Here is a 25,712-nt window from a genome sequence, read left to right as displayed (position 1 = left end):
AAAAAAGGCGGAATCGATGAGATTCCGCCTTTACCCATTTTTAGCTTCTTAATTCCGCTCCGACTTCTGTCAGGGCATGCAATACTTTTTCGTGTACCGTTGCCACTTCTTCGTCCGTCAAGGTTTTCTCAGGGTCGAAATACGTCAGCGAGAACGCCACGGATTTTTTGCCTGCTTCCATGTTGTCGCCTTCGTACAAGTCGAAGACGCGGACATCTTTCAGCAATTTGCCGCCTGCCACACGGATGACGTTTTCAACGGTACCCGCTTCAACAATTTTAGAAAGCACAAGTGCAATGTCGCGTGAAATGGACGGGAAGCGCGGCACTGGCGTGTAAACAAGTGCTTCCGAACTGCGGTTTAGCAATTCCGCCAAATCCAATTCCATGACCATCGTGTTTTTCAAATCGCGCGCTTTTTGTTCGGTCGGATGAAGCTGGCCGATGACGCCGATCCGGTTGCCGTCAAGCATAATAAATGCTGTGCGCCCGGGATGCAAGCCGTCCATTACTCCGCGTTCAAACGTCAATTCGATGCCTAGTTTTTCAGCGAGCCCTTCCACAATGCCTTTCAGCACGAAAAAGTCGACGGCTTTCTTCTCGCCTTGCCAGCTGTTATCCAACCATAATCCGGTCATGGCGATTGCCAAATGTTCTTCTTCGTTTAACAGCTCATCTTCCGTCTTTAAGAAGACCGATCCTGTTTCGTACAACGCAACTGAATCGCTTCTTCTCGCCGTGTTGTACGACACCGATTCCAATAAATGCGGAAGCAGGCTTTGGCGCAATGTGCTGCGCTCTTCGCTCATCGGCATCAACAAACGTGTCGTATCCGTTTCCGTCAACGCAAAGCGCTTCGCCGATTTTTCGCTCGTCAACGAATAAGTTGTCGCTTGCAGCAAGCCGGCGCCTTCTAGAAAAGCCCGTACGATGCGGCGTTTTGCCTGGTAAGGCGTCAAGCCGCCCGGTGTGGTTTCCATTTCCGGAAGCGTCGCTGGAATTTCGTCATAGCCGTACAAGCGGGCGATTTCTTCCACGACGTCTTCTTCAATCTGAATATCTTGCCGGCGCGTCGGCACGGAAATAACCAATTGGCCGTTTGCAGCTTCTGTTTTGAATTTCAAACGGTTTAAAATATCGAGCATGTCTTCAAAGCGGATTTTCATTCCCAAACGCTGGTTAATAAAATCCGGAGACACAGTAACGATTTTTTCTTCCCTATTTAATTCGTCAAAAATCACGGATCCCTTAAGTACTTCTCCACCTGCAAGTTCTGCCAATAAGCCAGCCGCACGTTCTGCTGCCGGAATGACGCGGTTCGGATCGACGCCTTTTTCATAGCGTGAACTCGCATCGCTGCGAAGCCCATGGTCTTTCGACGTTTGGCGGATCGAACCCGCTGCAAAATAAGCCGATTCGATCACGACAGTTGTTGTGGCTTCGCTTACTTCAGAGTTTGCTCCGCCCATAACACCCGCAAGCGCAACCGGTTTTTCGCCATTTGTGATGACTAAGTTATGCACAGACAAAGTACGTTCTGTATCATCTAATGTAGTAATTTTTTCGCCTTCTTTTGCTTGGCGCACAGTGATGTTTCCTGTTTCCAGGGAATCATAGTCAAATGCGTGAAGCGGCTGTCCGTATTCCATCAAAATGTAATTTGTTACGTCAACCACGTTGTTGTGCGGACGGACGCCAGCTGCCATCAAGCGCTGCTGCAGCCACATCGGCGATTCCTGGACTTTGATGTTGCGCACCACTTTTGCCACATACAAAGGATTGGCTTCTGGCGCATCGATGTTCAACGTCAGCATCGATTCAGCTGAATCGGCCGCTTCTGTGTAAGTGATTTCCGGCAGCTCGACTTCTTCTGAAAGAATGGCTCCGACTTCGTAAGCCACACCGAGCATGCTCATGGCATCTGCACGGTTTGGCGTAAGGCCAAGTTCCAAGACGGTGTCGTCCAAATCAAAATTGGCAATAACGTCCGTTCCCGTTTCGGCATCTGCCGGCAACACGTAAATGCCTTCTGCATATGCTTTCGGGACCAGTTTTCCTTCAATGCCAAGTTCTTGCAGCGAGCAAATCATGCCGTTCGATTCTTCGCCGCGCAACTTCGCTTTTTTGATTTTAATGCCGCCAGGAAGGTTCGCGCCGGGACGTGCCACGATGACTTTTTGGCCAGCAGCGATATTCGGTGCGCCGCAAATGATTTGCGTTGTTTCTTCGCCGACATTTACTTGGCAAATGGACAGTTTATCTGCTTCCGGGTGTTTTTCGCACGATTCCACGTAGCCGACCACAACATTGGTCATGCCATGTGAACGGTCGATAACGGCATCGACTTCAATGCCGGAGCGCGTGATTTTTTCAGCCAGTTCGTTGGCTGGCAATTCTTGCAGGTTTACATAGTCTTTTAACCATTTTAAAGATACGAGCATATGATTTTCCTCCTTAAACTTCAGTGCGTTGGAATTGGGATAAAAAGCGGACGTCGTTCGTATAGAAATGGCGAATGTCTTCCACGCCGTATTTCAGCATGGCAATCCGCTCCGGCCCCATGCCGAATGCAAAACCAGTTAAACGTTTTGAGTCATAACCTGCCATTTCAAGCACGTTTGGATGCACCATTCCAGCACCTAAAATTTCGATCCAACCGGTTTTCTTGCAGACATTGCAGCCGGACCCGCCGCACTTAAAGCACGAAATGTCCATTTCCACAGACGGTTCCGTGAATGGGAAGAAGCTTGGGCGAAGGCGGATTTCACGTTCATCGCCGAACATTTTCTTCGCGAAAACGGAAAGCGTTCCTTTAAGGTCGCTCATGCGGATGTCTTCCCCGATGACCAATCCTTCAATTTGGGTGAACTGGTGGGAATGCGTCGCGTCATCGTTATCCCGGCGGTACACTTTCCCCGGGCAAATGATTTTGATCGGTTCGCCGCCTTTCGCTTCCATCGTCCGCGCTTGGACAGGAGACGTGTGCGTGCGCAGCAAAATGTCTTCTGTAATATAGAAGGAATCCTGCATATCGCGAGCTGGATGGCCTTTCGGCAAGTTCAGCGCTTCAAAATTGTAATAATCTTTTTCCACTTCCGGGCCTTCTGCAATGACGTAGCCCATGGAAATGAACAAATCCTCGATTTCTTCAATGACGCGCGTCAACGGATGCGAATTCCCAGTTTTCACCGGACGCCCTGGAAGCGTAATATCAATTGTTTCGCTTTGAAGCTTTTCGTTGATCGCCGCTTCTTCCAGCAGGACCATGCGTTCTTCCAATAAAGCCGTCACGTCTTCACGGACAACGTTGACAAGCGCTCCCATTTTCGGACGCTCTTCAGCAGGCAGTTTTCCCATACCTTTCAACAAATCCGTAATCGGCCCTTTTTTACCAAGATATGCGACACGCACATCGTTCAATTCTTTCACATTTGTCGCTGATGCGATTTTTTCTAACGCTTCGTTTTTCAACCCTTGCAATTGCTCTTCCATGTTTTCTCCTCCTTTGAACGTAAAAAAGCCCCATCCCTAAAAAGGGACGAGGCATTATTCGCGGTACCACCCTAGTTATTGCGCAAGCGCAATCACTCATTTGGATAACGGCTCTTCACCGGCCCATCTTTACAGCAAAATTGCTGGTCCCGTCAGGCAGCTCGCGGGGTGAACTTCCAATACGGTTGCATATCCGCACTTTCAGTCGAGGCGCAGATTTCCTTGGATGCAAGGGCGTGTTGTACTTTTCCCGGTCATAGCTTTTTGTATTTCGTGCTCCGGCGCTTTACGGGCGCCTTCGCTTTTCTTATTCACTCATTAATTATACGAGACTCATCATTCAAATTCAACTTTAGCTTTTGGAAACAAGGCTGTACAGCAAAATGCCGGTTGCCACCGCGACGTTTAGCGACTCAGCAGGGCCATAGAGCGGCACGACCAAATTCTGATCAGTTTCTTTTAACAGTTGCGGATCGACGCCGCTGCCTTCATTGCCAACGATCAATGCAAATTGCTTTTGGCTTTCAACTTCGTGGACCGGTGTCGCATTGAGCAGTGCTGTACCAAATAACGGAATGCTGCGCTCTTTCAACTCGCTGATCCATTCAGGCAATTCGCCTTTGACGACGGGAATTTGAAAATGCGATCCTTGAGCCGAACGCACCGTTTTCGGACTAAATGGATCGGCGCATCCTTTGCCGAGAACGACAGCGTCCATGCCGCTCGCTGATGCAGTGCGGATCATCGTGCCGATATTGCCTGGATCTTGAACCGCGTCGATCAGCAGCAGTTTGCTCCACGTTTGCTGTTCATCTTCAGTAAATTCCGGCTGTACACAATGGGCGAAAATGCCTTGGGAATGTTCCGTTTCGGAAATTTCCTTGGCAACTGCAGCAGTCACCGAGTAAACCGGCACGTCTTCTGCATCCCAGTCTTCTGGAATGTCGACGCCTTCACGAACAACCAATGATTTTACCAAACTTTTGTTTTTTAACGCTTCTTCCGTCAAATGAAAGCCTTCCACAAAAAACTCCGCGAATTTATCGCGTTCTTTTCGTGTAGTGCCAAGCTTTTTCCAATGCTTGACGAGCGAGTTTTGGATCGATTCAATTCTTTTCATTCATGTTTCACGCCTTTATTTCAGAATAGCTCAAGTATAGCACATAGAAAGCTGGAAGCTGGACAAGCTCACAGTTCTCTTGTGAAAAAGTCGAAGCCAAGTGCCGTTAGGATGCCGAACGCGAGCGTCCAGACACCGATCGAAATGGTCAGCCAAACCGTCGTGTTCTTTTTTGTCGCGCCAAGCGTCATACCGATAAAAGCAGCAATGTGCGTCCCGATCAATACGGGTCCAAGCATGGCAAGTCCAGGCAAGCCGTATTTATTCCAAATCTGTTTTGCGCGCTCACTTTTTTTATTGACCGGCTTGCCTTTCGCTTCTTGGCGTGCGTTGTACCAGTCGCGGAAACGGTCAAAACCGATAATCAGCGCGAGCACCGTCACCATATTGCCGACAAATGCCAAAATCATGACCCAAATGGGAGACAGGCCGGCGACAATGCCGAGCGGAATGACTAGTGCAATTTCCAACCAGGGAATCGCAGCTCCTAGAAAGACCAGGAAGTACTCATAGATCATTCGTTTTCCTCCTTAAAATGCTTGCGGATTTCTCGGTAATAAATAACGTATTGAAGAAACGCAATCAGCAGAATGCCGTAGATGATCGTCAATCGCGACAACGGTAAAATGATGATGATGGCCGTGAACAGCGGCAGCGCCCATGTGTAATACGTGTAGACTTTTTGCACAGCCATACGCGTGATGTAAGTCATGCCTTCATCTTGCTCCAAATATTCGGGTGGGCGGATCGACCAAAGTGCGATTTTTTGGTTCGGGTTTTCGCTATTGTGTTTTTTTACTTGAGACAAAAAGATTGTCAACAATACAAGGTAGACAAGCAGCGCCCCGAAAATGAGCAACATTTCAAAACCGCCTACTTCGACGATCACACTTCCCCCTGTATCCGTAGTTGTTCTTTTCGTACTTGATGAATTGAGGCCATACGCAAAAACCCCCAGCAAGGCAATAAATGCCATCATCCACAATGGATATTTCAAACGAAAATCAGTTTTCATCTCGTTCCTCTCCTTCCAGCCAAAATAAGTCGTCCACTTTCGTCTGCAATGCCTGAGCCAGTTTTAACGCCAGCAAAACCGACGGCGAGAATTCGCCTTTTTCAATAAACGCAATCGTTTGCCGCGTCACATCCACCCGCTTGCCCAAATCACTTTGCGTAAACCCATGCCGTGCCCGCAACTCTTTCACCCGATTCCGGAGCATATGCCTCTTCCTCTCTTTTTGTTCGGTTTATATAACATAATGTAATGTATACATAACATTATGTCAAGTATGCATAACCTGTTTTATGTGTTGAAGTTATACTCTATTGGGGGGCTTCAGGAAAGCTCTCAGGTGTGTTAGTGTTTATTTGCGGAATGTGGCTTGTTGTTTGCGGAATTTCTCGGTTTATTTGCAGAAAAAATAGTTTGTTTGCAGAATTTCCGGTTTTATTTGCAGAATTCCGCCCGTTGTTTGCAAAACAAAAAACTTCTCGTGTAAAGCACGAGAAGCCTTCATTTCTTTTTCATTTGATACGTCCGGTTTCGCAAAGCCCCGCTCGCTTCCAAATCAAATGTTCCTAACAAGCGGGAAGCCGTATAAAGCGATTCAATCTTGAAAAATTCCCTGAACTTGCTGTTGCTGATTTCGGTATGTACCAAGGAAAAGTATTCCCGAAGCGCAAATTCAAGTGCTTGTGGATCGATATTTTGGCAGGAGGAGCAACTCCAACCGGTTTTGTGTCTTCGAATTACAGTATGCTGTTTGCACTGGAAACAAAGAATTCCGGGTTGAAGGTCTTTAGCGTCAACATAATACTGCTGGCATAAGGGAATCCGTTTAAAAGGGGTTTGCTGTTTTTGAAGCATTTTAACGATTTTCGAAACTGAAATTTGTGCAGATTCTACGGGGAATTGTTGAAGGATGCGATATAAATACTCGATCAATTGATAGGTTTTGCAGACGTAATGGTGTTTCGGTTTTGTTAAAAATTCGCATTGTTTGGAGGTAAAGACGATCAGGACGGCAATTGGCAAATCGATTTTTTTCAAGCGAAAAAATTTCGTCAAAAAGCGAATGTGTTTGTTTAGCTGAATGGTGGGGTCTTCCATTACTGTTTTAACGCCTTCCAAGTCCGTTCTTGAAAACTCGCCGGTTTCTTCTTGGAAATAAAGCTGCCCGCTGATGTTCTTGGATTCGATGATGATTGCGCCTCGTTCGGTTACTAATAGCCCGTCGATTTGCACTTTCCAGTCACCCAGCGATAGATTGATGTCCCGCAAGAACTGGTGGTTTTCTTCCCAATCGAATTCTACAAACTTTCGCTCGATACGGTCTTCCCCCCGCTTTCCTGCTGCACTTCTAAACAATTCCACCTCTAGAAATTTTCGTTGTGCGTGTTGTTCTGGAAGCCGGTACAGCAGCCTTTCGAGTGATTCTGTCTCCGTCAATAAATTAATTTCTTTTTTGCTCATTGAACACCTCCTGAATTTATTAATTGAAGTATACCATTGAAAATTCACTAGTCTATCATTAATTTTCCAGCATTTTCCACCTTGTTTAGCGCATTTAGCTGTAAATGACGGTGAACCTAATTTTTATTTGCGGAAAAAATAGATTTATTTGCAGAAAACGGGCGTTTGTTTGCGGAATTTCCGACTTTATTTGCAGAATCCAGCCCGTTATTTGCAGAACGCAAAAAACCCCCGCCAACCGGCGAGGGCAAAAACTTCTTATTCGTACGTGATGCGAGCGACTGTGTCTTTATCCAGTTTTTTGATCACTTCGATGATCAATTTCACTGCATTTTCGTAGTCGTCGCGGTGCAGGATTCCTGCATTTGAGTGGATGTAGCGAGTTGCTACACCGATTGCAAGCGATGGTACGCCATTTGCAGTCAAGTGGATTGAACCAGCATCTGTTCCTCCACCTGCAATTGTCTCGAATTGGTACGGGATGCCTGCTTCTTCAGCTGTATCCACAACCAACTCGCGCAAGCCGCGGTGTGAAACCATTGATGCGTCGAATAGCAGGATTTGCGGTCCGTCACCCATTTTGCTGTTGGACTCTTGAGACGTGATTCCCGGTGTGTCACCAGCGATGCCGACGTCAACGGCAAAGCCAATATCCGGTTTGATTTTAGCTGCTGCCGTTTTCGCTCCGCGAAGGCCGACTTCTTCTTGAGCCGCTCCCACCCCATAAACGATGTTCGGGTGGTCTTGGCCTTTCAATCCTTTTAAAACATCAATTGCGATAGCGCAGCCGATGCGGTTGTCCCAAGCTTTCGCAAGAAGCATTTTTTCGTTGTTCATGACGTTGAATTCGAAATAAGGAGTGACCATGTCACCCGGTGTGACGCCCCACTCTTTCGCTTCTTCACGGGAAGATGCGCCGATATCGATAAACATGTCTTTGATTTCCACCGGTTTGTTGCGCGCTTCCGGAGGCAAAATGTGAGGCGGTTTTGAACCGATCACTCCTGTAATTTCTTTTCCGCTGCGCGTTGTAATAGTTACGCGCTGTGCCAGCATTACTTGCGACCACCAGCCGCCGACCGTTTGGAATTTCAAGAAGCCTTTGTCGTCAATTTGCGAAATCATAAAGCCGATTTCATCCAAATGTCCAGCAACCATGATTTTCGGTCCGTCCGCTAATCCTTCTTTCACAGCGATCAAGCTGCCAAGGCCATCTGTTTCCACAGAATCCGCAAATGGCTCTATGTATTTTTTCATTACTTCACGAGGCTGGCGTTCGTTTGCTGCAATACCATTCGCGTCCGTTAACTCTTTGAGCATTACCAATGTTTCGTCCATGTTTGACATTAGTTCGACCTCCTAAATAATTCGTACTTGTTCATTATAAATGAAAGCCTTGCCATTATCAAAAAATTCTTTCACCAATTTAGTAACCGCTTTTTTGTCGCTCGTAATTGGTTTCGTTTTTCTCGATGTACGCTTCAAGAACTTCGCCGTAGCTAAATTTCAATGCGACTGCAATGCCACCGTACCAGCTCCAAAGCACTTTAAAATTTTCCAGCGACGCATCCTCTAAAAACGTGTGGACCGCACCAAACGTTCCCAAAAACAACTCATTCAGATCCTCTTCGGCTGCCGGCGCTGGCCATTCTTCCAGTCCGTCAAACTTTTTTTCAATGCCCAGTGACAATAAAAAGTGGATTGAATCCACATATTCTTCTAAAATTATTGAACGCTCGGACATGCCTTTTGTGCTCCAAAACTTGAAACATCGGGTTTCATTCGCCAGTTCCGCGAGCTCCACCAGCAGTGCCAATCCTTTTTTTCGGAAGACATCTTCTTCTACCTCTCGGTTTTTTTGAATAAACCGGTCCAACGCTTCCTGCATTTCGAACAAATTCCGCAGTTTCATGAAACCCCTCCTTATTTTTTGAAACCATTCGTGCTTCCGTTCGTATTATACAGTAGATTATGGAGCAATAGGGGGCAATTAGCATGGCATTTCTGATCCGCATCATCGTTTTTGCACTTATATGTTATATCATTTATCGACTTGTCCAGTATGTTATGGACCCGAACCGGAAACTCGATGCGGCCGTTAAAGCCAAACAATTTTATTTTCACGATGATATTCAAAATGCCCGGAAAAACTTCTTCATTGCATACAAAGGCGTGCTTTTCGAAGGGGAAAAATATATGGGGACCGAGGGAGATTCATTGCAAGTCGTTTCCATTTTCATCATGACCCACGAACTCAAAATGCTGTTGGATTTTACAAAAGAGGATTTTTATTTTTTGGAGAATGCAATTGCCACCAACTACCCAGCAGCCAAAATCAACTGGAAAAATCCAATCGAGCAGTTAATGAAAAAAGAAGGGTGATTTCTCACCCTTCTTAAAACGTTTGGTAGCACCAAACAATCAACGCCGCATCAATGACCGCGAGCATCAAAAAGCCGACGCGGAAATTGGTGTGTTTTGTTTTGTGGCGAAACATCATCATGCCTAGGTATGCGCCGATACCGCCTCCAAAAATAGCGGCTGCCCAGAGGTTTTTCTCCGGAATGCGCTGACCGTGGCGGCGCGCTTGAGCTTTATCGATGCGCATCATGATGAAAGCCAGAATGGACAACACAGCAAAATAGCCGAGGATAATCAAAAACATCGAGAAATTCCTCCAATAAAAAAAACTGACGAAAAATCGTCAGTCTTTTATTTGATTACTTGTTCATTGCGTTTTTCGCAGCGTCAGCCAAAGCTGTGAATGCAACAGCATCCGATACAGCGATTTCAGCTAGCATTTTGCGGTTGATATCGATTCCAGCAACTTTCAAACCGTGCATTAAACGGCTGTAAGAAATATCGTTCATGCGAGCTGCTGCGTTGATACGAGTGATCCACAATCTGCGGAAGTCACGTTTTTTGTTGCGACGGTCACGGTAAGCATAGTTACCTGACTTCATTACTTGTTGGTTAGCTACTTTGAAAAGGATGTGCTTCGCACCATAATAACCTTTTGCTAATTTAATGACCTTTTTACGACGCTGGCGCGTCACTGTTCCACCTTTTACGCGTGGCATAATACATTACCTCCTGCTTGAATATAAAGAATTCGATTTTTATTAGGGTTTTATTCAGACTCATCGAATCTGAACGGAATCTTACTTCATGTTGTAGATCAAAGATTTGATGCGTTTCAAGTCGCCTGCAGAAACAAGTTTCCCTTTGCGTAGGTGACGTTTTTGCTTAGTTGATTTGTTTGCGAATAAGTGGCTTGTGTGTGAACGGTTGCGTCTTACTTTTCCAGTTCCAGTTTTCTTGAAACGTTTCATCGCACCGCGGTGGCTTTTCATTTTCGGCATTTGGAGTTCCTCCTAAACAATTGTTCTATTATTCTTTTTCGTTCTTCGGCGCAAGCATCAAGAACATGCTGCGGCCATCCATTTTAGGGCGCTGTTCAACTGTCGCTACTTCTGCGCACGCTTCTGCAAAGCGTTCGAGAACTCGCTGACCGATTTCTTTGTGCGTAATTGCACGGCCTTTAAAGCGGATTGAAGCTTTTACTTTGTCGCCTTTTTCAAGGAACTTGATCGCATTGCGAAGCTTCGTATCAAAATCATGAGCATCAATCGTTGGGCTCAAACGAACCTCTTTCAATACGATGACTTTTTGATTTTTACGAATTTCCCGATCTTTTTTCTGCTGCTCAAACTTGAATTTACCATGGTCCATGATACGAGCGACCGGCGGTTTAGCCTGTGGAGCCACAAGTACAAGATCCAAATTGACACGAGCTGCAATTTCAAGTGCTTCAATGCGCGTTTTAATCCCGAGCTGTTCACCGTTTTGATCAATAACCCGTAACTCACGTGCACGAATACCTTCGTTTACATTAATGTCTTTGCTAATAGTAATCCACCTCCGGATAGTGTCGCGAATATCTTAAATGCGTGAACCGACGACGTTGCCGGCTTACAGGTCCGATCCAATAAAAAACGGATGAGCCACAGAGGCTCACCCGCATAATATGACAACACGCATCGATGCGTGTAAAAGTCAAAAATCGTGTCTACCTGGCAACAATTCGTCAATCAGGTGAGAAGCGGGTGCTCCTGCTTGCACATATAAGTATTCTATAACCTTACTTATAATATCATTGACTATTGCCACTGTCAACTATTTAATTTGAACTAAGTATTCAACCTGTCGATATTCCGCAAAACAGCTGCGCTTGCCGCGGGCTCGCGCCGAACTAACTCGGGCTTTTTGCCCGAGTGGATTTCGGCACTTCGCTATCCCGCAGGCGTCTCCGCTGTGTTGCTCCATATCTCTAGCCTGCTAGCAGTATTAGAACTTTCCTGCTGTTCATCTCTTCTGGTAGTAAGAAATCTCTTAGCTTCGGCGCGTCCACGGGCTAGGCGAAGCAATAAGACGAGTGGTCTTCTCGGCTTATTGCGGGAGCCATGCCCAAAGCGACCGAAGCGGCTTATAAAAAAGCACCTTCTTTAGTTCAACTTATATAGTTTATCTAAGTTCACTTTGAACCAGTTTCAAGAAGTCTTCAAACGGCATGCTTTCTGAGTTTTGTTCGCCGTATTTGCGGACATTGACTGAACCGTTTTCCATTTCTTTGTCGCCGATTACGAGCATGTACGGAATTTTTTGCATTTGTGCTTCGCGAATCTTATAGCCGAGTTTTTCATCGCGCTCGTCGATGTCGACACGCAATTTGTGATCCTGCATTTTTTCCTGCAAGCTTTTCACATAATCGCCATGGACATCAAGCGATACCGGAATCATTTCGATCTGCACCGGCGCCAGCCAAGTCGGGAATGCCCCTTTGTATTCTTCGATCAAGAAAGCCACAAACCGTTCCATAGTAGAAACGACGCCGCGATGAATAACGACCGGACGGTGCTGTTTGCCATCTTCTCCGATATAAGACAGGTCAAAACGTTCTGGAAGAAGGAAATCTAGCTGGACAGTCGACAATGTTTCTTCTTTGCCCAGAGCTGTTTTCACTTGGACATCCAATTTCGGGCCGTAGAATGCCGCTTCTCCTTCTACTTCCACGTACGGAAGGCCCAAATCATCCATTGCTTCTTTCAGCATCGCTTGTGCACGTTCCCACATCGCGTCATCGTCAAAGTATTTTTCAGTGTCTTCCGGGTCGCGGTAAGACAAGCGGAATGAGTAATCGCTAATATCGAAATCTTTGTAGACATCTACTACTAAATTGACGACACGTTTGAATTCGTCTTTGATTTGGTCCGGACGAACAAAAATGTGCGCGTCATTTAACGTCATGCCGCGTACACGCTGCAGGCCTGACAAAGCGCCTGACATTTCGTAGCGGTGCATCAGTCCAAGTTCGGCAATGCGCACCGGCATTTGGCGGTAGGAGTGGATGCCTTGTTTAAAAATCATCATATGGTGCGGGCAGTTCATTGGGCGAAGCACCAATTCTTCATTGTCCATTTGCATAACCGGGAACATGTCTTCTTGGTAATGATCCCAATGGCCGCTTGTTTTGTACAAATCGACGCTTCCCATGACCGGAGTATAGACGTGGTCATAGCCAAGACGCTCTTCTTTGTCGACAATATAGCGTTCGATGATGCGGCGGATTGTTGCGCCTTTTGGCAGCCACATCGGCAGCCCTTGGCCGACTTTTTGAGAGTTCATGAACAAGTTCAATTCTTTTCCGATTTTGCGGTGGTCGCGTTCTTTCGCTTCTTCCAAAAAGGCCAGATGCGCTTTTAATTCTTCTTTTTTAAAGAAAGCAGTTCCGTAGATGCGCTGCAGCATTTTGTTGTCGCTGTCGCCTCTCCAATAAGCTCCTGCTACGCTCAACAATTTAAATTCTTTCAATTTCCCTGTAGACGGCACATGCACGCCTCGGCATAGATCGAAAAATTCGCCTTGCTCGTAAATCGACACTTGGTCGTCTTCTGGAATCGCTTCAAGAAGCTCCAATTTGTACGGGTCTTCAATTGCCGCAAAACGTTCTTGCGCTTCGGCGCGGGACACGTCTTGACGCACAATATCCAAATTCTCATTGATGATTTTTTTCATTTCTTTTTCAATCACTTGCAAATCTTCTGCAGTAATCGGCTGATCGCTGTCGATGTCATAATAAAAGCCGTTTTCAATTACCGGCCCTACGCCCAGTTTTGCATCCGGGTACAAGCGTTTAACCGCTTGCGCCAACAAATGTGCAGTAGAGTGGCGCAAAATCTCCAACGCTTCTTCTGATTCCGGAGTAATGATGGCAATTTCACCTTCTTCAGCAATCGGTGCTTTTAAATCAACCAATTTGCCGCCTACTTTGCCTGCCAACGCTTTTTTGCGAAGGCCTGGGCTAATGGAATGCGCGATGTCTTCAGTAGTTGTTCCGCGCTCGAACTCCTTTACTGCGCCATCTGGAAATGTTAATTGAATCATGTCTGCCATTGCAATCTCCCCTTTTATCGTTGTCTAGCTAAGGCTCCTAGCCCTTGATTTCAAAAACTTCCAAGGTGCCCTCGCTTCCATCGAACTGCAGAGCCGGGTGGACGGCGCTTTCGCTTTTCTTGTCCAGCTTCAGCGCCTAGTCCCTCGGGGTCTTAAGTCAGCCCACCTGTGCGGCAAAAAGCGCCGCTTCGGTGTTCTGCCTTAAGCCTGTCGGGACTTAACAGGCGCTTTCGCTTTTCTTGTCCAGCTTCAGCGCCTAGCCCCTCGGGTCTTAACAGGCGCTTTCGCTTTTTTTGGGGCAAACAAAAAAAGCCTCCTCCCAAAGGGACGAAGCTTTAGCTCGTGGTTCCACCCTTCTTCTGTTTTAAACGGATCCTATCCATTTAAAACGAAGCTCTGCATCGGCTAACGGGCCGGTACCGTCAACTGCTACTTGTTTCACAGCTGCTGCTCGAAGGTGGTAAGCGGTTTGCCGTACTAAGAAGCTTGCAGCCATGGCTTCTCTCTCTAAAAGTCGTACAAATTCGCTCATGTCCTCGTCATTGCATTTTAAATCAATTTTCGATTGTATTTACTATACGCCGTACAGAAAAAAAACGCAACAGCCTTCTTGCAAAAAAGAGAATATTAACCAATAAAAAGGGCGGTGACTATTAGCCACTAAATGCCGCTTCACCAAACCCCCTTATACCCATCGAAGGCCCACAAGATGTGGGTTAGTTAACCGTTGCGACAGAAAGTCGTGTTCTTAGGTTAACTTCTGCTTTTGGGCGCCTTCGCTTTTCTTTGTCCAGACTCCGGCGCCCAGATTCTCGGGGTCATAATTGGCATTGGCTGTGCGGCTGAAATCATGCCGCTTCGCCCAATCGTCTTATGCCCGTCGAAGGCCCACAGGATGTGGGTCAGTTAACCGTTGCGACAGGAAGTCGCGTTCTTAGGTTAACTTCTGCTTTTGGGCGCCTTCGCTTTTCTCTTTACTTTCTCCGGTTGCGGCCGTCCATTTTCACAGGGATCGTCAACGCACGGATGCGTTCCATGATGCGCGCCGCTTTCAAATCTTCTTTTTCGCCGCGCTGAGAATACGTCAAGTGGTGCTGCAGTTCGGAATAGCTGAAATTCGACGTCATAAACGTCGGCAGCTTTTCCGCCATCCGGTAATGCAGAATGGTGCCAAGCACTTCGTCGCGCGTCCAGCTCGACATCGCTTCTGCGCCAATATCATCCAGCATCAGTACATCCGCTTTTTTCACGTAGTCGACTTTTTCCTGCAAGGTTTGATCGCCGATTGCTTGCTTCATTTCACGCATGAATTCCGGTACAAAGACCAAAATCGTTTTGACGTTCATATCGGCCAATTGATTGGCTATAGCACTCAGCAAATAGGATTTGCCGATGCCGAATTTCCCATAAAGGAATAAGCCTTTTTCTGGCAATGAATCCGGGCCGGTCGCTTCGTCTAAAAATGCGCCGACAGCACGGAAAGCTTCTAAGCGGCTGTCATCCACTTCAAAGCCCGAAAGCGTTGCTTGCATCACTTCTTTTGGCATGTACATGCTGTGAATCATCGAAGAAGACTGGCGTTTGTTGTCGTGTTCCGTTTTCAACCGGCATTTCGTATAATCAATGCCAATCGTCCCCCGCTCCAATACCAGATTCGGCTCGAAACCCTTCAAGTGGTTTATACATTGCCCGAGGGCTGGGCATTTATTGCAGTCGTGCGACTGGTCGATGTACTCATACAACTTGTGCATGCCACGGTCGACGATGCCTTTGTCAATTTCATCACTGTGTTTTTCCAAAAACTGTTGAACACCTGGATTCTCCAGCACTTCTCTTCGCATTTCGTTATAACGCTCGGAGAAAGCCGGGGCGTTGACGACGCGTTTAAGTGTTTCGCGAATCGGTTCCATTTATTCACCTTTGCCTTTCTTCATCGCCAGTTTCGCGAGAAGTTTTTGTTTTTCCACTTCAAACTGATCGTTCGGCGCATCCGCTTTAGCAGCAGGCACTTCATCTTTTTGATAAAACCACTCCGGCAGCTTTTCTTCCCGCACCGGTTTTCGGCTGGACGACGCCGAGGTTTTGGCAGTTGACGGTGAGCCTTCCGCTTTCCATTTCATGTATTGGGCATGTTCAATGCGCGCAAGTTCCATGGCGTCTTTTGCGGTCGTCACTTTTTTGCGGAGCCAGTGCGAAGCAATTTTCTCCACATAAGCTTTGGTCAATTTCATATCCGTCCGAAGCAGGACGTATTGAAGCAGGACGTTGACGACTGCCGGCTCCATGCCGTGCTGCATGACCAGCTGATTTGCTAATTGGACATCTGACGGGAGCGGCTCGTTGCCGTTTGCTATATCCCGCAGTACTTCGACCGGAGAAGCAGATTCCAAATACAGCAGCAGTTCTTCTTGCTTTGTTTTCGGCGGCTCTTCCACTTTCGGCTCCGTTTTATGTACTTGCACAAGTTTCGGCGCTGTAGTGGTCACCGTCAATTTGTAATAATCCGACGCGGCTTTTTTCACACCGTCCACTGTCAGTTTGTAATCGTCGTCAATGGCCAGCAAAATGACTTTTTGCATTTCCAATGGACCCCAGCCATACAAAAACGCCAGTTTCGCAATGGTATCTTTTATCGCAACAGTTAAAACGCGCTTTGGCACCAATTGTTCAGATAAGCCTTGGCGCAATAATTCAAAATCAAAGTCAACATCGGCCGAGTAGCCCGCTTGTTTGCGTTCATGCAACTCCGGCTGTTCTGCCGGATAACCGGCTTTTGCATGGACCGGCTGAAAAATATCCGTAAACGTCCGCGAGACTTCTTCAAAGCCCACCATGTCATCGGAATGGATCAAAAATCGGTCCCGTGCTCTGCGATAGGCTGCTTCTCCAATTTTGCTGAATAAAAACATCGACAATAGCGGATCGGAAAAGAAAGTCTTTGGATCTAATGGCGGGCACAACTCGTAAATAAACGTCCGGTTTTCTGCGTCTTTGCGGTATGTCTTCAGCAATCCGATTGCTTCCAGTTGAATCCGCGATTCAAAAATCTTCGCAATCGGCACACCTAACAGATTCATCAATGTATAATGGGCGGCTTCTTCTTTCATCGTTTCGCCTTCTGCCCAAAGTGTCATGTAAAAAGCGACCGCTTCTGCTCCGATCATCGGCTGATACAAAAGCGTCAGCAACTGCCGGTCGTAATCTGAAAACGGATATGGCAGCCGGATTTTATAGGCATCTGCCGCTTGCAATTCTTTATAAAGTGCTGTCATAAGCCACCGCCTTACTCGGTTTTCTTTTCTTCAGGACTTCTTTTCAGCAAATCCTTCAATTCATCAATGAAAACCGTAATATCTTTGAATTGGCGATAAACACTTGCAAAACGGACGTAAGCCACTTCGTCGATTGCCGCCAGGCGGTCCATCACCATCTCGCCCACTTCTTCCGATTTGACTTCGGCATTGCCAATGCGGCGTAAATCTTTTTCAATGGTGAAAACCAGTTCTTCCAGCTTTTCTAAAGGCACCGGACGCTTCTCGCATGCACGTATGAGCCCACGCAATACTTTTTCGCGGCTGAATTCCTCGCGGGAACCGTCTTTTTTCACAACGATCAACGGCATTTCTTCCACTTTTTCAAATGTTGTAAAGCGATAGCCGCACTCTTCGCATTCTCTCCGCCTTCTTATGGATTTATTTTCATCAACTGGCCGCGAATCGACGACGCGCGTTCCATTGTGTTGGCAAGCCGGACACTTCATTTTGACATCTCCCTAAACGTACAATCTCTTCTGTCTATTATAACAAAAATTCCTTCAGAAAATAGAAAAAGCAGAGGATTTTATCCCCTGCTTTCGTGTTTTCCAATTTTAATGGATTATGCAGTTACTGAAACTTTGGTTTTTCCAGCACCGATTGGTCCCATTCCACGCGGCAATTCTGTTACTTCACTCGCTTGCGAGTCAAGCGCTTTTGCAATATAATCAGCTGCAATTGTCGGATCTAGATCGCCGCAAGTATAAACATCTACACTTGCATAGCCGTGTTCCGGAAAGCTGTGGATCGTTAAGTGCGATTCAGAAATGATCACTACGCCGCTTACGCCTTGTGGTGCGAATTTGTGAAAAGCTACCTCTCTGATTTCTGCTCCGGATTTGAGTGCTGCATCAACAAAAGTTTTTTCGATATAATCCATATCGTTTAATTTGTCAAAATCACACTGCCATAGTTCTGCAATTACGTGACGTCCCATTGTTTCCATGGTTCGTTTCCCCCTTTGATATCATTTTGTTGGTTTGCTCAAAATATTCAAAGTTGACTACCACGGGGGAAAGTTAGTCCTAAGAGGTCCTAACCCTTTAAGCAGTCATGTGAATAAAAATGATTCCGTACGCTCCGTGACTTGAACTGATAGTACAGACGTTTGAGGCTTATTTCTTAGCCACGAATCATAGTATATGATGGATTAGAATCAAATGCAACAATTTTATCTTTTTAATTTATTCCCGTTAATTAAAAACTCTCTATAAAAAATTGCCTCTCCGTTTGCGCCGGAGAGGCAATTTCCATTTTCCTGATTAAACTAGCGATACCAAAGCAGCCGCTACTTTTTTTGTTAAGTCGATCACGCGTGCAGAATAGCCCCATTCGTTGTCATACCACGCAAGAACTTTTACTTTGCGGTTGCCAATGACCATTGTGGAAAGTCCATCAATGATTGCCGACTGAGAATTTGTATTGAAATCAATGGACACTAACGGCTCCATCGTCAAACTTAAAATTCCAGCCATCTCGTTTTCAGAAGCTCGTACGAAGGCAGCGTTTACTTCTTCTGCTGTTACGTCCCGCTCTAAATCAACGACCAAGTCCACCAGTGAAACATTCGGAGTTGGCACGCGAAGAGCCATGCCGTGCAGTTTCCCTTCTAGTTCCGGCAAGACGAGTGACAGCGCTTTCGCAGCGCCCGTCGAAGTAGGAATGATGGATTGTGCACAAGAGCGTGCTCTGCGAAGATCTTTGTGTGGATTGTCCAAGTTTTTTTGGTCATTCGTATATGAATGCACCGTAGTCATCAAGCCGTTTTCAATGCCAAACGCGTTGTGAAGCACTTTGGCAACTGGAGCCAAACAGTTGGTTGTGCAGCTGGCATTGGAAATAATATCGTGTTTTTCAATATCCAATTTACCTTCGTTCACACCCATTACCACTGTAATATCTTCGTTTTTCCCAGGTGCTGTCAAAATGACTTTTCGTGCACCCGCTTCCAAATGAAGCGCCGCTTTTTCGCGCGAATTGAATTTTCCGGTTGCTTCTATAACGATATCAATGCCCATTTCTTTCCATGGAAGCAGCAATGGATCCCGTTCGTTGACGAGTTGAACCCGTTTTCCGTTAACAATCAACGCATCATCATCGGCAAAAATGTCGCCTGCGAAGGTGCCGTGATTTGTGTCATACTTTATTAAATGAGCTAACGTCTCAGCAGGATAACTCGCATTTACAGCCGCAATTTTTACATCATCCATTAAAATTGCCTGTCTAAAAACCATACGGCCGATACGGCCAAATCCATTAATCGCAATAGAAACAGTCATTTTATACGTCCCCCATTAAATAAGTTATACTTAAAAATTCCTTTTAGATATATAGTATAACACATTATCCGAATTAAGGAACCTTAATCCCAAAAGACAAGCTATTCTTTTCGTTCCAAAAGATGCCAATTCTCTAAAATGCGTTGCAGCTGCATGTGAGTTTCTTCTATTGAACCGTGGTTGTATATGACTGCATCCGCCCCTTTTTCTTTTACCGACATCGGCAATTGCGATGCGATGCGGGCGCGGGCTTCTCTTTCCGAAAAGCCGTTGCGCATCATCAATCGGGCCAATTGGGTTTCTTCATCTACCGATACAACCAATATTTTTTCGGCAAAATTCAAAAGCTTGCTTTCAAATAACAATGGAATATCCAAGACGACTGTGTCGTTGCCCGTAGCCAATAAATGGTCACGCTGGCGCAATAATTCTTTCCGGATGGCTGGATGAATGACGTCATTCAGCTTCTGGCGGCTAGCTGGATCGTTAAAAATGATTTCCCCCAATTTTGTCCGGTCCAAGCCCCCGTCTGGCAACAGAATGCCGCTTCCAAAGATTTCTTGGATTTCCTTTAATGTCGGGGTTCCGGGTTCCACGACTTCACGTGCCACTAAATCTGCATCGACAACGGGAAATCCGAAATCGCTTAACATTTTTGATACTGTACTTTTACCGCTTGCAATGCTGCCCGTTAGTCCGATAATCATCTTAAGCCCTCACTTTTGGCAGGTCGGACAGTACACCGACGCCCTTCCGCCGATTTTCAACGTTTTGGTAGCGGTGCCGCATGTTAGGCAGTGCTTTTTCCCATACATGCCAAAACGGTTCTGCATGTTTCCCGATTCCCCGTTGACGTTCCGGTAATCTGAAATTGTACTGCCGCCAGCCTCGATGCTTTCTAGAAGTATGGCCACAATGGTTTCAAACAACTCGATCTTCCGCAACCTGCTGATTCTGCCGGCTGCTCTGTTCGGGTGGATTTTCATTTTAAAAAGTGCTTCAGTAGCATAAATATTGCCGCATCCCGAAATCACTTGCCCGTCCATAATCACTTCTTTGATTGGTTTCGCTTTGTATTTCGGGCTTTCCGCCATTTCTAGAAAATGCGTAAGCGCCCCTTTTTCAAAAGGTTCGGGAGCCATCAAAAGAAGCGGAGGAAACTCCGCTTCTTCCTTTAAGACACGCATTTCGCCAAAACGCCGGATATCCGAATACGCCAATAAATTTCCGTCGCTCAGCGTTAGCACTACATGGACATGGCGGCGGAATTTTTCTTCTGCAATAGACAAAAGCTGGTCCACATAGAACCAAGCTCCCGACATTCCTAAATGATTAACGAGCAAAAATTCGTTGCCCGCTGTTTTTAACGTGAAATAAATGTATTTGCTTCGCCGCTCCACACTAACAATCTGCGCACCGATCAAACTCTCGATAAACCGGTCCGCTTCCATCCGTTTAATGATGGCTTCTTTGCCATTCGTTTTTGAAAGGCGAATCGTCTCGGACACATAAACGTCTCGAATTTTCTTTCCGAGAGCCGCCGGGCGAATTTGGCGGACAACGCCTTCCACTTCTGGAAGTTCAGGCATTAGCGCCAACTCCTCTCATCATTTTGTATCATACCAAGTATCACCGAATGCAAAGTCGACTTTTAGCGGCACGTTCAACGCCATCGCCGATTCCATCGCTTCCGGAACTAAGGTTTTTAGTTTTTCAAGCTCTTCTGGCGGCGCTTCGAAAATCAATTCATCATGCACTTGCAAAAGCATACGGGTTTGCATGCCTTCCCGCTCCAATGCTTCTGCCATATTGATCATCGCTTTTTTAATGACGTCTGCTGCGCTTCCTTGAATCGGCGTGTTCATCGCCGTCCGTTCCGCAAAACTTCGCAAATTGAAGTTCGAGCTGTTGATATCCGGCAAGTATCTTCTGCGGTTCATCAACGTCGTGACAAAGCCGTCTTTACGTGCTTTTTGTACGATGTCTGTCATATACTTCTTGACGCCTGGGAAACTGGCCAAGTAGCGGTCAATAAACTCTTGCGCTGCTTTTCGGGTAATCGTCAAGCTTTGCGATAAGCCGTAATCACTGATGCCGTAAACAATTCCAAAATTTACTGCCTTGGCTGCACGGCGCATATCGCTTGTCACTTCTTCCAACGGGACGTGGAAAACATCTGCCGCTGTGGCCGTATGGATATCCTGATCATTTTGGAACGCTTCGATCAGCCGCGCGTCTTCTGACATGTGCGCCAGCACACGCAATTCAATCTGGGAATAATCTGCAGCGACCATTACCCAATCCGGTTCGGAAGGAACAAACGCTTTTCGAATTTTCCGTCCTTCCTCTAGGCGAACTGGAATGTTTTGCAAGTTCGGATTAATGGAACTCAGTCTTCCGGTTGTCGTCAACGCTTGCTGGAATCGGGTGTGCACTTTTCCATCTTCGTGGATTTCTTTTAACAAGCCCTCGATATACGTAGACAATAATTTGCCTAGCTGGCGGTAAATCAGGATTTGGGAAATAATTTCATGCTGCCCCTCTAACTTCTCCAGCACATCGGCTGCGGTGGAATAGCCGGTTTTCGTTTTTTTCAATACTGGAAGCCCAAGTTTTTCAAACAACACTACGCCCAACTGTTTCGGGGAATTGATGTTAAATTTCTCTCCGGCAATCCAATGAATGTTTTTTTCAATTTCAGCAAGCTTTTCGGATAACTCTTTGCCCATATCGGTCAATTGCCCTTTATCCACTTTTACACCGAACGATTCCATTGCACCGAGAATCGTTGCAAGCGGCAGTTCCAGTTTGTCGTATAAGTCAAACTGGTCGTTTTCTTGAAGTTTTCTCACCACTTCTGGCCGCACTGCCCAAATAGCCCGAGCTTTTCGTGCCAAATGTTCATGCAAGACGACCTCTTCCGGAACCGCTTTTTTAGCGCCTTTGCCGTAAACTTGTTCATTTGTCGAAACGTCCGTATAGCCGTATTCTTGTACAATGCTCGCCAGGTCAGTATACGTCAACGATGGATTGACAATATAGGCACCCAGCATCAAATCAAAATCAACGCCGTTCAACTCAATGCCGCAACGGAAAAAGGCAGCCGTCGCCGCTTTTGAATCGGCCATAAATTTCTTTTTCACAGGATCGCTCAGCCACGCTTGGAACGCTTCTGATTTTTTGACCAAGTCCATAGGAATCACGTATGTTTCTTCAGCAGTCGCAAGCGATACACCGAGCAAATCGCATGTATGGTATTGCTCATCGTAAAGCTCTAAATGAACCGCCATTTCGCCGGTTAAAATCGATGGATCAATATCATCCATTACGGTAAAGCGCAGCTCTTCTTTGACCGTTTCTTCCGTAGTGTATTCCATTTTTTCCAATAGCGATTTGAACGCCAATTCGTTCCAAATCTTAATCAACTCTTCGTTATCCGGTCCGGAATACGTTAATTCATCAATAGATACTTCAATAGGCGCCTGGCGTTCAATCGTCGCCAGTTTTTTGCTGATGTAAGCCAAGTCTTCATTTGCTGCCAGCTTTTCTTTCATTTTGCCTTTTTGTTCATCGATGGCCGCGTACACGCCTTCGACCGTTCCATAAGCAGCGAGCAATTTCAAAGCGGTTTTCTCGCCTACACCAGGAACACCCGGGATATTATCCGACGCGTCGCCCATTAGACCTTTCATATCAATGATTTGCTCTGGAGCCAAGCCGTATTTTTCACGGATATGTTCGACTGTATACTTTTCGATATCGGTTATGCCTTTTCTCGTAATATACACCGTGGTAGACGGTGAAGCCAACTGCGTCAAATCTTTGTCTCCTGAAATGACAATGACTTCGTCGCCCGACTTTTCGGCTTCAAGGCTTAGCGTTCCGATAATGTCATCCGCTTCGTAGTTCGGAAGCTCATAGCTTTTAATTTGATACGCTTCAATCAATTTTCTTAAGTACGGAAATTGTTCAGACAACTCAGGCGGCGTTTTTTGGCGCCCTCCTTTGTATTCACTGAATGTTGCATGGCGGAACGTTGTTTTTCCGGCATCAAAAGCCACCATCATATGGGTCGGCTGTTCTTCTTCCAAGATTTTTTGGAGCATCATTGTAAAGCCGTAAACAGCATTCGTATGAACCCCTTGTTCGTTCGTTAAAAGCGGCAAGGCAAAAAATGCCCGGTATGCCAAACTGTTTCCGTCTAATAATAATATTTTCTTCGCCACAAAAATTACCCCTTTCACTAAAAAGCCCTCATTCTCTTTAGTTTACCATGCAGGCAAAAAGAAAAGAAATGAAGGCCCATACTTCTGCCAAATATGCAGGCAGCAAAAGAAAAAGAGCCCATTTTTGGGCTCTTTTCAAATCTTGCGGTTTAAGGGGGGTTCTTCTATACCTTAACAAGCGAATGTGAAGAACGTGTTAAGCTAGTGTAAACTTTCTATAAACTTGGAAATTTTTTATAGTTTGGTTAATGGCAAGTAGAAGGTGAAAGTCGTGCCTACTCCTACTTTGCTTTCCACTTCCAGCTTCCCGTGATGGGCTTCAATCAAATGTTTAACGATAGACAAACCCAGTCCCGTACCGCCGGAATTGCGGCTGCGGGCGCGATCCACCCGATAAAACCGTTCAAACAAGCGGCCGATTTCCGAAGCTTCCACGCCAATTCCTTCGTCTTTTACTTTTACAACTGCTTGATCGCGCTTTTTATACAACTGAACCGTAATTGTCGTATTAGAAGAAGAGTACGTAATGGCGTTGACCAATAAATTCATCATTACTTGAATCAGCCTGTCTGCGTCTCCGTATACCGTTACCGTCTCCAGCTCGCAAGTTAAATGAATGGCCTTTTCCTTCAAGCGGGGGCTAATCATGTTTATCGCCCTTTCAATGGCGGCTTTCATATCTGTTGGGCTAGCCTTTACTTGAAAACCAGTCTGCTCGACTTTCGACAAATCCAGCAAATCCTTAATGAGCATTTCAAGCCTGTTGCTTTCTTTTTGAATAATTTCCAGAAATGATAATAACGTCGACGTATCTTCATAAGCCCCGTCCAACAAGGTTTCGGAAAATCCTTTTATGGAAGTAACCGGCGTCCGAAGTTCATGCGATACGTTCGCGACAAAATCTTTTCGGATTTGCTCCAGGCGTTTTAAATCTGAAATGTCATGTGCAACAATAACCACGCCGAACCAGCGTTCATGCTCGCCCATAACAGGGGCACCATAGACTTCCAAATGTTTTTTATGAAGGCCAATTGTGAATTCGATTTGGTCCCTGTCCGGTGTTTCAGTCATAAACACTTTTTCGATGAATTGTTCCAAAACTTGTGGGATTTTCAAGTCTTTATACATTTTATCCTCGACATCTTCCATTGCCAGTTCAAGCTCTTGGAGAAAAGGCTTGTTAACAAGCGAAATCTTTCCTTGCCGGTTAATCATCATCAACGAACTGCCCATATTTTCGATAAGAGTTTTTAAGCGTTCTTGTTCCATTTCACGAATTGCTGTAATTTCCTGTAGATTCCGAGCCAAAACATTGATTGTTGAACTGAGCTGCATCGCGGCAACCGGCCCGGATTCAATCGCTCTTGCCCGGTAATTGCCTTTGACTAATTCCAACGCCGTTTCGGTGACATTCTCGACAGGCCGCGCATGCATTTTGATAATCCGATGAATAACAATAGCGGAAAATGCCAGAGCAAATGCAAAAACCAGCACTAGGATCATCCAAAGATTTAATGTGTTTTGCGCTCGTTCATAAAGTGGATAAAGCTGGCCTATAATAACTAAAAGGCTGGCCAGCAAAAAGCCGATCCAACCCAGAATCATCAATAATAGTCGCTGCCGATACGATTTCATATCGCTTTTGGCTCCTCGAATTTGTAGCCAAGCCCTCTAATCGTTTTAATAAAAGTCGGTTTTCGGCTATTTTCCTCAATTTTTTCGCGAAGGTGGCTGATATGCACGTCCACAATGCGGGTGTCTCCTGCAAAATCGTATTTCCAGACGGCACTCAATAATTGGTCGCGCGTCAATACCCGGTTTTTATTTTCCATTAAGTAGACAAGCAACTCAAATTCTTTTGGTGTGAATTCGATTTGCTGTTCGCTCATAAACGCTTCGAAACGGTCAGGGTAAACACTTAAACTGCCTAATTTCAAAGGGGCTGATGAATCTGTATGCGATTCAGGAGAGCTTTCAGTCCTCCGCAATACGGCTTTAATGCGAGCTACCACTTCGCGTGGGCTGAACGGTTTCGTCATGTAATCGTCTGCTCCGAGTTCCAATCCCAATACTTTATCAAATTCATCGTCTTTTGCAGTCAACATAATAATTGGCGTGTTTATTTTTTGTTGGCGCAACGCTTTGCAGACGTCTACTCCATCCATTGATGGCAACATCAAATCCAAGACAATCAAGGAAGGGTTTTCGCTTATTGCCATTTCATAGCCATCCTTGCCATCATTGGCCACTATTGTTTCAAATCCCGCTTGAACCAGGTTATAGGAAATCAACGTTGCAATTGAATGCTCGTCTTCAATAATTAAAATCTTTTTCATCATGTAATAGCCTCCGCATT

At 45.9% G+C, this 25,712-nt stretch carries 26 protein-coding genes and 1 other annotated feature; of the genes, 1 reads left to right on the top strand and 25 read right to left on the bottom strand.

Annotated features, from left to right (window positions below; all coding sequences use genetic code 11):
* Nucleotides 1-40: 40 nt before the first annotated feature.
* The 9 genes from pheT to ACRRQV_RS00705 form a co-directional block, all read right to left on the bottom strand.
* Nucleotides 41-2,440 carry a phenylalanine--tRNA ligase subunit beta gene (gene pheT, locus ACRRQV_RS00745; protein WP_432526652.1) on the bottom strand — a complete coding sequence of 800 codons (2,400 nt, stop codon included), beginning with the start codon at nucleotides 2,438-2,440 and terminating at the stop codon, nucleotides 41-43.
* A gap of 13 nt (nucleotides 2,441-2,453) precedes the next feature.
* On the bottom strand, nucleotides 2,454-3,491 hold the full coding sequence (gene pheS, locus ACRRQV_RS00740) for a phenylalanine--tRNA ligase subunit alpha (RefSeq protein WP_432526650.1): 1,038 nt from the start codon (nucleotides 3,489-3,491) through the stop codon (nucleotides 2,454-2,456).
* A gap of 39 nt (nucleotides 3,492-3,530) precedes the next feature.
* Nucleotides 3,531-3,758: a binding site (T-box leader), on the bottom strand.
* Nucleotides 3,759-3,843: 85 nt separating this feature from the next.
* Entirely contained in the window at nucleotides 3,844-4,611 is a 768-nt protein-coding gene (locus ACRRQV_RS00735) for a TrmH family RNA methyltransferase (protein WP_432526648.1), read from the bottom strand.
* A 68-nt stretch (nucleotides 4,612-4,679) separates the two neighbouring features.
* On the bottom strand, nucleotides 4,680-5,129 hold the full coding sequence (locus tag ACRRQV_RS00730) for a small multi-drug export protein (protein ID WP_432526646.1): 450 nt from the start codon (nucleotides 5,127-5,129) through the stop codon (nucleotides 4,680-4,682).
* Complete coding sequence (locus tag ACRRQV_RS00725; protein ID WP_432526644.1) at nucleotides 5,126-5,626, bottom strand: hypothetical protein; 501 nt, start codon at nucleotides 5,624-5,626, stop codon at nucleotides 5,126-5,128. Before ACRRQV_RS00725 ends, ACRRQV_RS00730 begins: the two co-directional genes overlap by 4 nt.
* On the bottom strand, nucleotides 5,616-5,831 hold the full coding sequence (locus ACRRQV_RS00720) for a helix-turn-helix transcriptional regulator (RefSeq protein WP_432526642.1): 216 nt from the start codon (nucleotides 5,829-5,831) through the stop codon (nucleotides 5,616-5,618). Before ACRRQV_RS00720 ends, ACRRQV_RS00725 begins: the two co-directional genes overlap by 11 nt.
* A 293-nt stretch (nucleotides 5,832-6,124) precedes the next feature.
* Nucleotides 6,125-7,084, bottom strand: a complete 960-nt coding sequence (locus tag ACRRQV_RS00715) for a nuclease-related domain-containing protein (RefSeq protein WP_432526640.1) — start codon at nucleotides 7,082-7,084, stop codon at nucleotides 6,125-6,127.
* A gap of 258 nt (nucleotides 7,085-7,342) precedes the next feature.
* Entirely contained in the window at nucleotides 7,343-8,431 is a 1,089-nt protein-coding gene (locus ACRRQV_RS00710) for a M42 family metallopeptidase (protein WP_432526638.1), read from the bottom strand.
* 79 nt (nucleotides 8,432-8,510) lie between these two features.
* Nucleotides 8,511-8,996 carry a dUTP diphosphatase gene (locus ACRRQV_RS00705; RefSeq protein WP_432526636.1) on the bottom strand — a complete coding sequence of 162 codons (486 nt, stop codon included), beginning with the start codon at nucleotides 8,994-8,996 and terminating at the stop codon, nucleotides 8,511-8,513.
* Nucleotides 8,997-9,079: 83 nt separating this feature from the next.
* Here ACRRQV_RS00705 and ACRRQV_RS00700 point away from each other — a divergent pair, with 83 nt between their 5' ends.
* Nucleotides 9,080-9,466, top strand: a complete 387-nt coding sequence (locus tag ACRRQV_RS00700; protein WP_432526634.1) for a sigma-w pathway protein ysdB — start codon at nucleotides 9,080-9,082, stop codon at nucleotides 9,464-9,466.
* 13 nt (nucleotides 9,467-9,479) lie between these two features.
* On the opposite strand, the gene ACRRQV_RS00695 is transcribed toward ACRRQV_RS00700, so the two are convergent.
* From ACRRQV_RS00695 to ACRRQV_RS00620, 16 genes are all read right to left on the bottom strand, one after another.
* Nucleotides 9,480-9,749: a DUF1294 domain-containing protein gene (locus ACRRQV_RS00695; protein ID WP_432526632.1), complete on the bottom strand. Its 270-nt coding sequence runs from the start codon at nucleotides 9,747-9,749 to the stop codon at nucleotides 9,480-9,482.
* Nucleotides 9,750-9,804: 55 nt separating this feature from the next.
* Complete coding sequence (gene rplT, locus ACRRQV_RS00690; protein ID WP_432526630.1) at nucleotides 9,805-10,164, bottom strand: 50S ribosomal protein L20; 360 nt, start codon at nucleotides 10,162-10,164, stop codon at nucleotides 9,805-9,807.
* Nucleotides 10,165-10,245: 81 nt separating this feature from the next.
* On the bottom strand, nucleotides 10,246-10,446 hold the full coding sequence (gene rpmI, locus ACRRQV_RS00685; RefSeq protein WP_432526628.1) for a 50S ribosomal protein L35: 201 nt from the start codon (nucleotides 10,444-10,446) through the stop codon (nucleotides 10,246-10,248).
* Nucleotides 10,447-10,474: 28 nt separating this feature from the next.
* Nucleotides 10,475-10,993 (bottom strand): translation initiation factor IF-3, encoded by a 519-nt coding sequence (gene infC / locus ACRRQV_RS00680; protein ID WP_432527699.1) that lies wholly within the window; start codon nucleotides 10,991-10,993, stop codon nucleotides 10,475-10,477.
* Between the two features lie 615 nt (nucleotides 10,994-11,608).
* Complete coding sequence (thrS, locus tag ACRRQV_RS00675) at nucleotides 11,609-13,537, bottom strand: threonine--tRNA ligase (RefSeq protein WP_432526626.1); 1,929 nt, start codon at nucleotides 13,535-13,537, stop codon at nucleotides 11,609-11,611.
* A 364-nt stretch (nucleotides 13,538-13,901) separates the two neighbouring features.
* Nucleotides 13,902-14,069 carry a hypothetical protein gene (locus tag ACRRQV_RS00670; protein WP_432526624.1) on the bottom strand — a complete coding sequence of 56 codons (168 nt, stop codon included), beginning with the start codon at nucleotides 14,067-14,069 and terminating at the stop codon, nucleotides 13,902-13,904.
* Nucleotides 14,070-14,511: 442 nt separating this feature from the next.
* Nucleotides 14,512-15,447 (bottom strand): primosomal protein DnaI, encoded by a 936-nt coding sequence (dnaI, locus tag ACRRQV_RS00665; RefSeq protein WP_432526622.1) that lies wholly within the window; start codon nucleotides 15,445-15,447, stop codon nucleotides 14,512-14,514.
* Nucleotides 15,448-16,809, bottom strand: coding sequence for a replication initiation and membrane attachment family protein (locus tag ACRRQV_RS00660; protein WP_432526620.1), 1,362 nt, complete (start codon nucleotides 16,807-16,809; stop codon nucleotides 15,448-15,450).
* Nucleotides 16,810-16,820: 11 nt separating this feature from the next.
* The gene (nrdR, locus tag ACRRQV_RS00655) at nucleotides 16,821-17,297 is read right to left on the bottom strand and encodes a transcriptional regulator NrdR (protein WP_432526618.1); all 477 of its coding nucleotides are present in this window, start codon (nucleotides 17,295-17,297) and stop codon (nucleotides 16,821-16,823) included.
* A 116-nt stretch (nucleotides 17,298-17,413) separates the two neighbouring features.
* Nucleotides 17,414-17,797: an adenosylmethionine decarboxylase gene (gene speD, locus ACRRQV_RS00650; protein WP_432526616.1), complete on the bottom strand. Its 384-nt coding sequence runs from the start codon at nucleotides 17,795-17,797 to the stop codon at nucleotides 17,414-17,416.
* Nucleotides 17,798-18,113: 316 nt separating this feature from the next.
* Nucleotides 18,114-19,130, bottom strand: coding sequence for a glyceraldehyde-3-phosphate dehydrogenase (locus ACRRQV_RS00645; protein ID WP_432526614.1), 1,017 nt, complete (start codon nucleotides 19,128-19,130; stop codon nucleotides 18,114-18,116).
* A 101-nt stretch (nucleotides 19,131-19,231) separates the two neighbouring features.
* Nucleotides 19,232-19,837: a dephospho-CoA kinase gene (gene coaE, locus ACRRQV_RS00640; protein WP_432526612.1), complete on the bottom strand. Its 606-nt coding sequence runs from the start codon at nucleotides 19,835-19,837 to the stop codon at nucleotides 19,232-19,234.
* 9 nt (nucleotides 19,838-19,846) lie between these two features.
* Nucleotides 19,847-20,719 (bottom strand): bifunctional DNA-formamidopyrimidine glycosylase/DNA-(apurinic or apyrimidinic site) lyase, encoded by an 873-nt coding sequence (gene mutM, locus ACRRQV_RS00635; RefSeq protein ID WP_432526610.1) that lies wholly within the window; start codon nucleotides 20,717-20,719, stop codon nucleotides 19,847-19,849.
* An 18-nt stretch (nucleotides 20,720-20,737) separates the two neighbouring features.
* Entirely contained in the window at nucleotides 20,738-23,356 is a 2,619-nt protein-coding gene (gene polA / locus ACRRQV_RS00630; protein ID WP_432526608.1) for a DNA polymerase I, read from the bottom strand.
* Between the two features lie 234 nt (nucleotides 23,357-23,590).
* Nucleotides 23,591-24,991 carry a two-component system histidine kinase PnpS gene (gene pnpS, locus ACRRQV_RS00625; protein ID WP_432526606.1) on the bottom strand — a complete coding sequence of 467 codons (1,401 nt, stop codon included), beginning with the start codon at nucleotides 24,989-24,991 and terminating at the stop codon, nucleotides 23,591-23,593.
* On the bottom strand, nucleotides 24,988-25,695 hold the full coding sequence (locus ACRRQV_RS00620) for a response regulator transcription factor (protein ID WP_432526604.1): 708 nt from the start codon (nucleotides 25,693-25,695) through the stop codon (nucleotides 24,988-24,990). The genes pnpS and ACRRQV_RS00620 overlap by 4 nt, the downstream gene beginning before the upstream one ends.
* Between the last annotated feature and the right edge of the window lie 17 nt (nucleotides 25,696-25,712).

This window comes from Planococcus sp. YIM B11945, assembly GCF_050864155.1.
In the GTDB taxonomy this organism is placed as follows: Bacteria; Bacillota; Bacilli; order Bacillales_A; family Planococcaceae; genus Planococcus.
The sequence above is the reverse complement of the archived record's forward strand: the minus strand, read 5'-3'. Positions and strand labels throughout refer to the sequence as shown.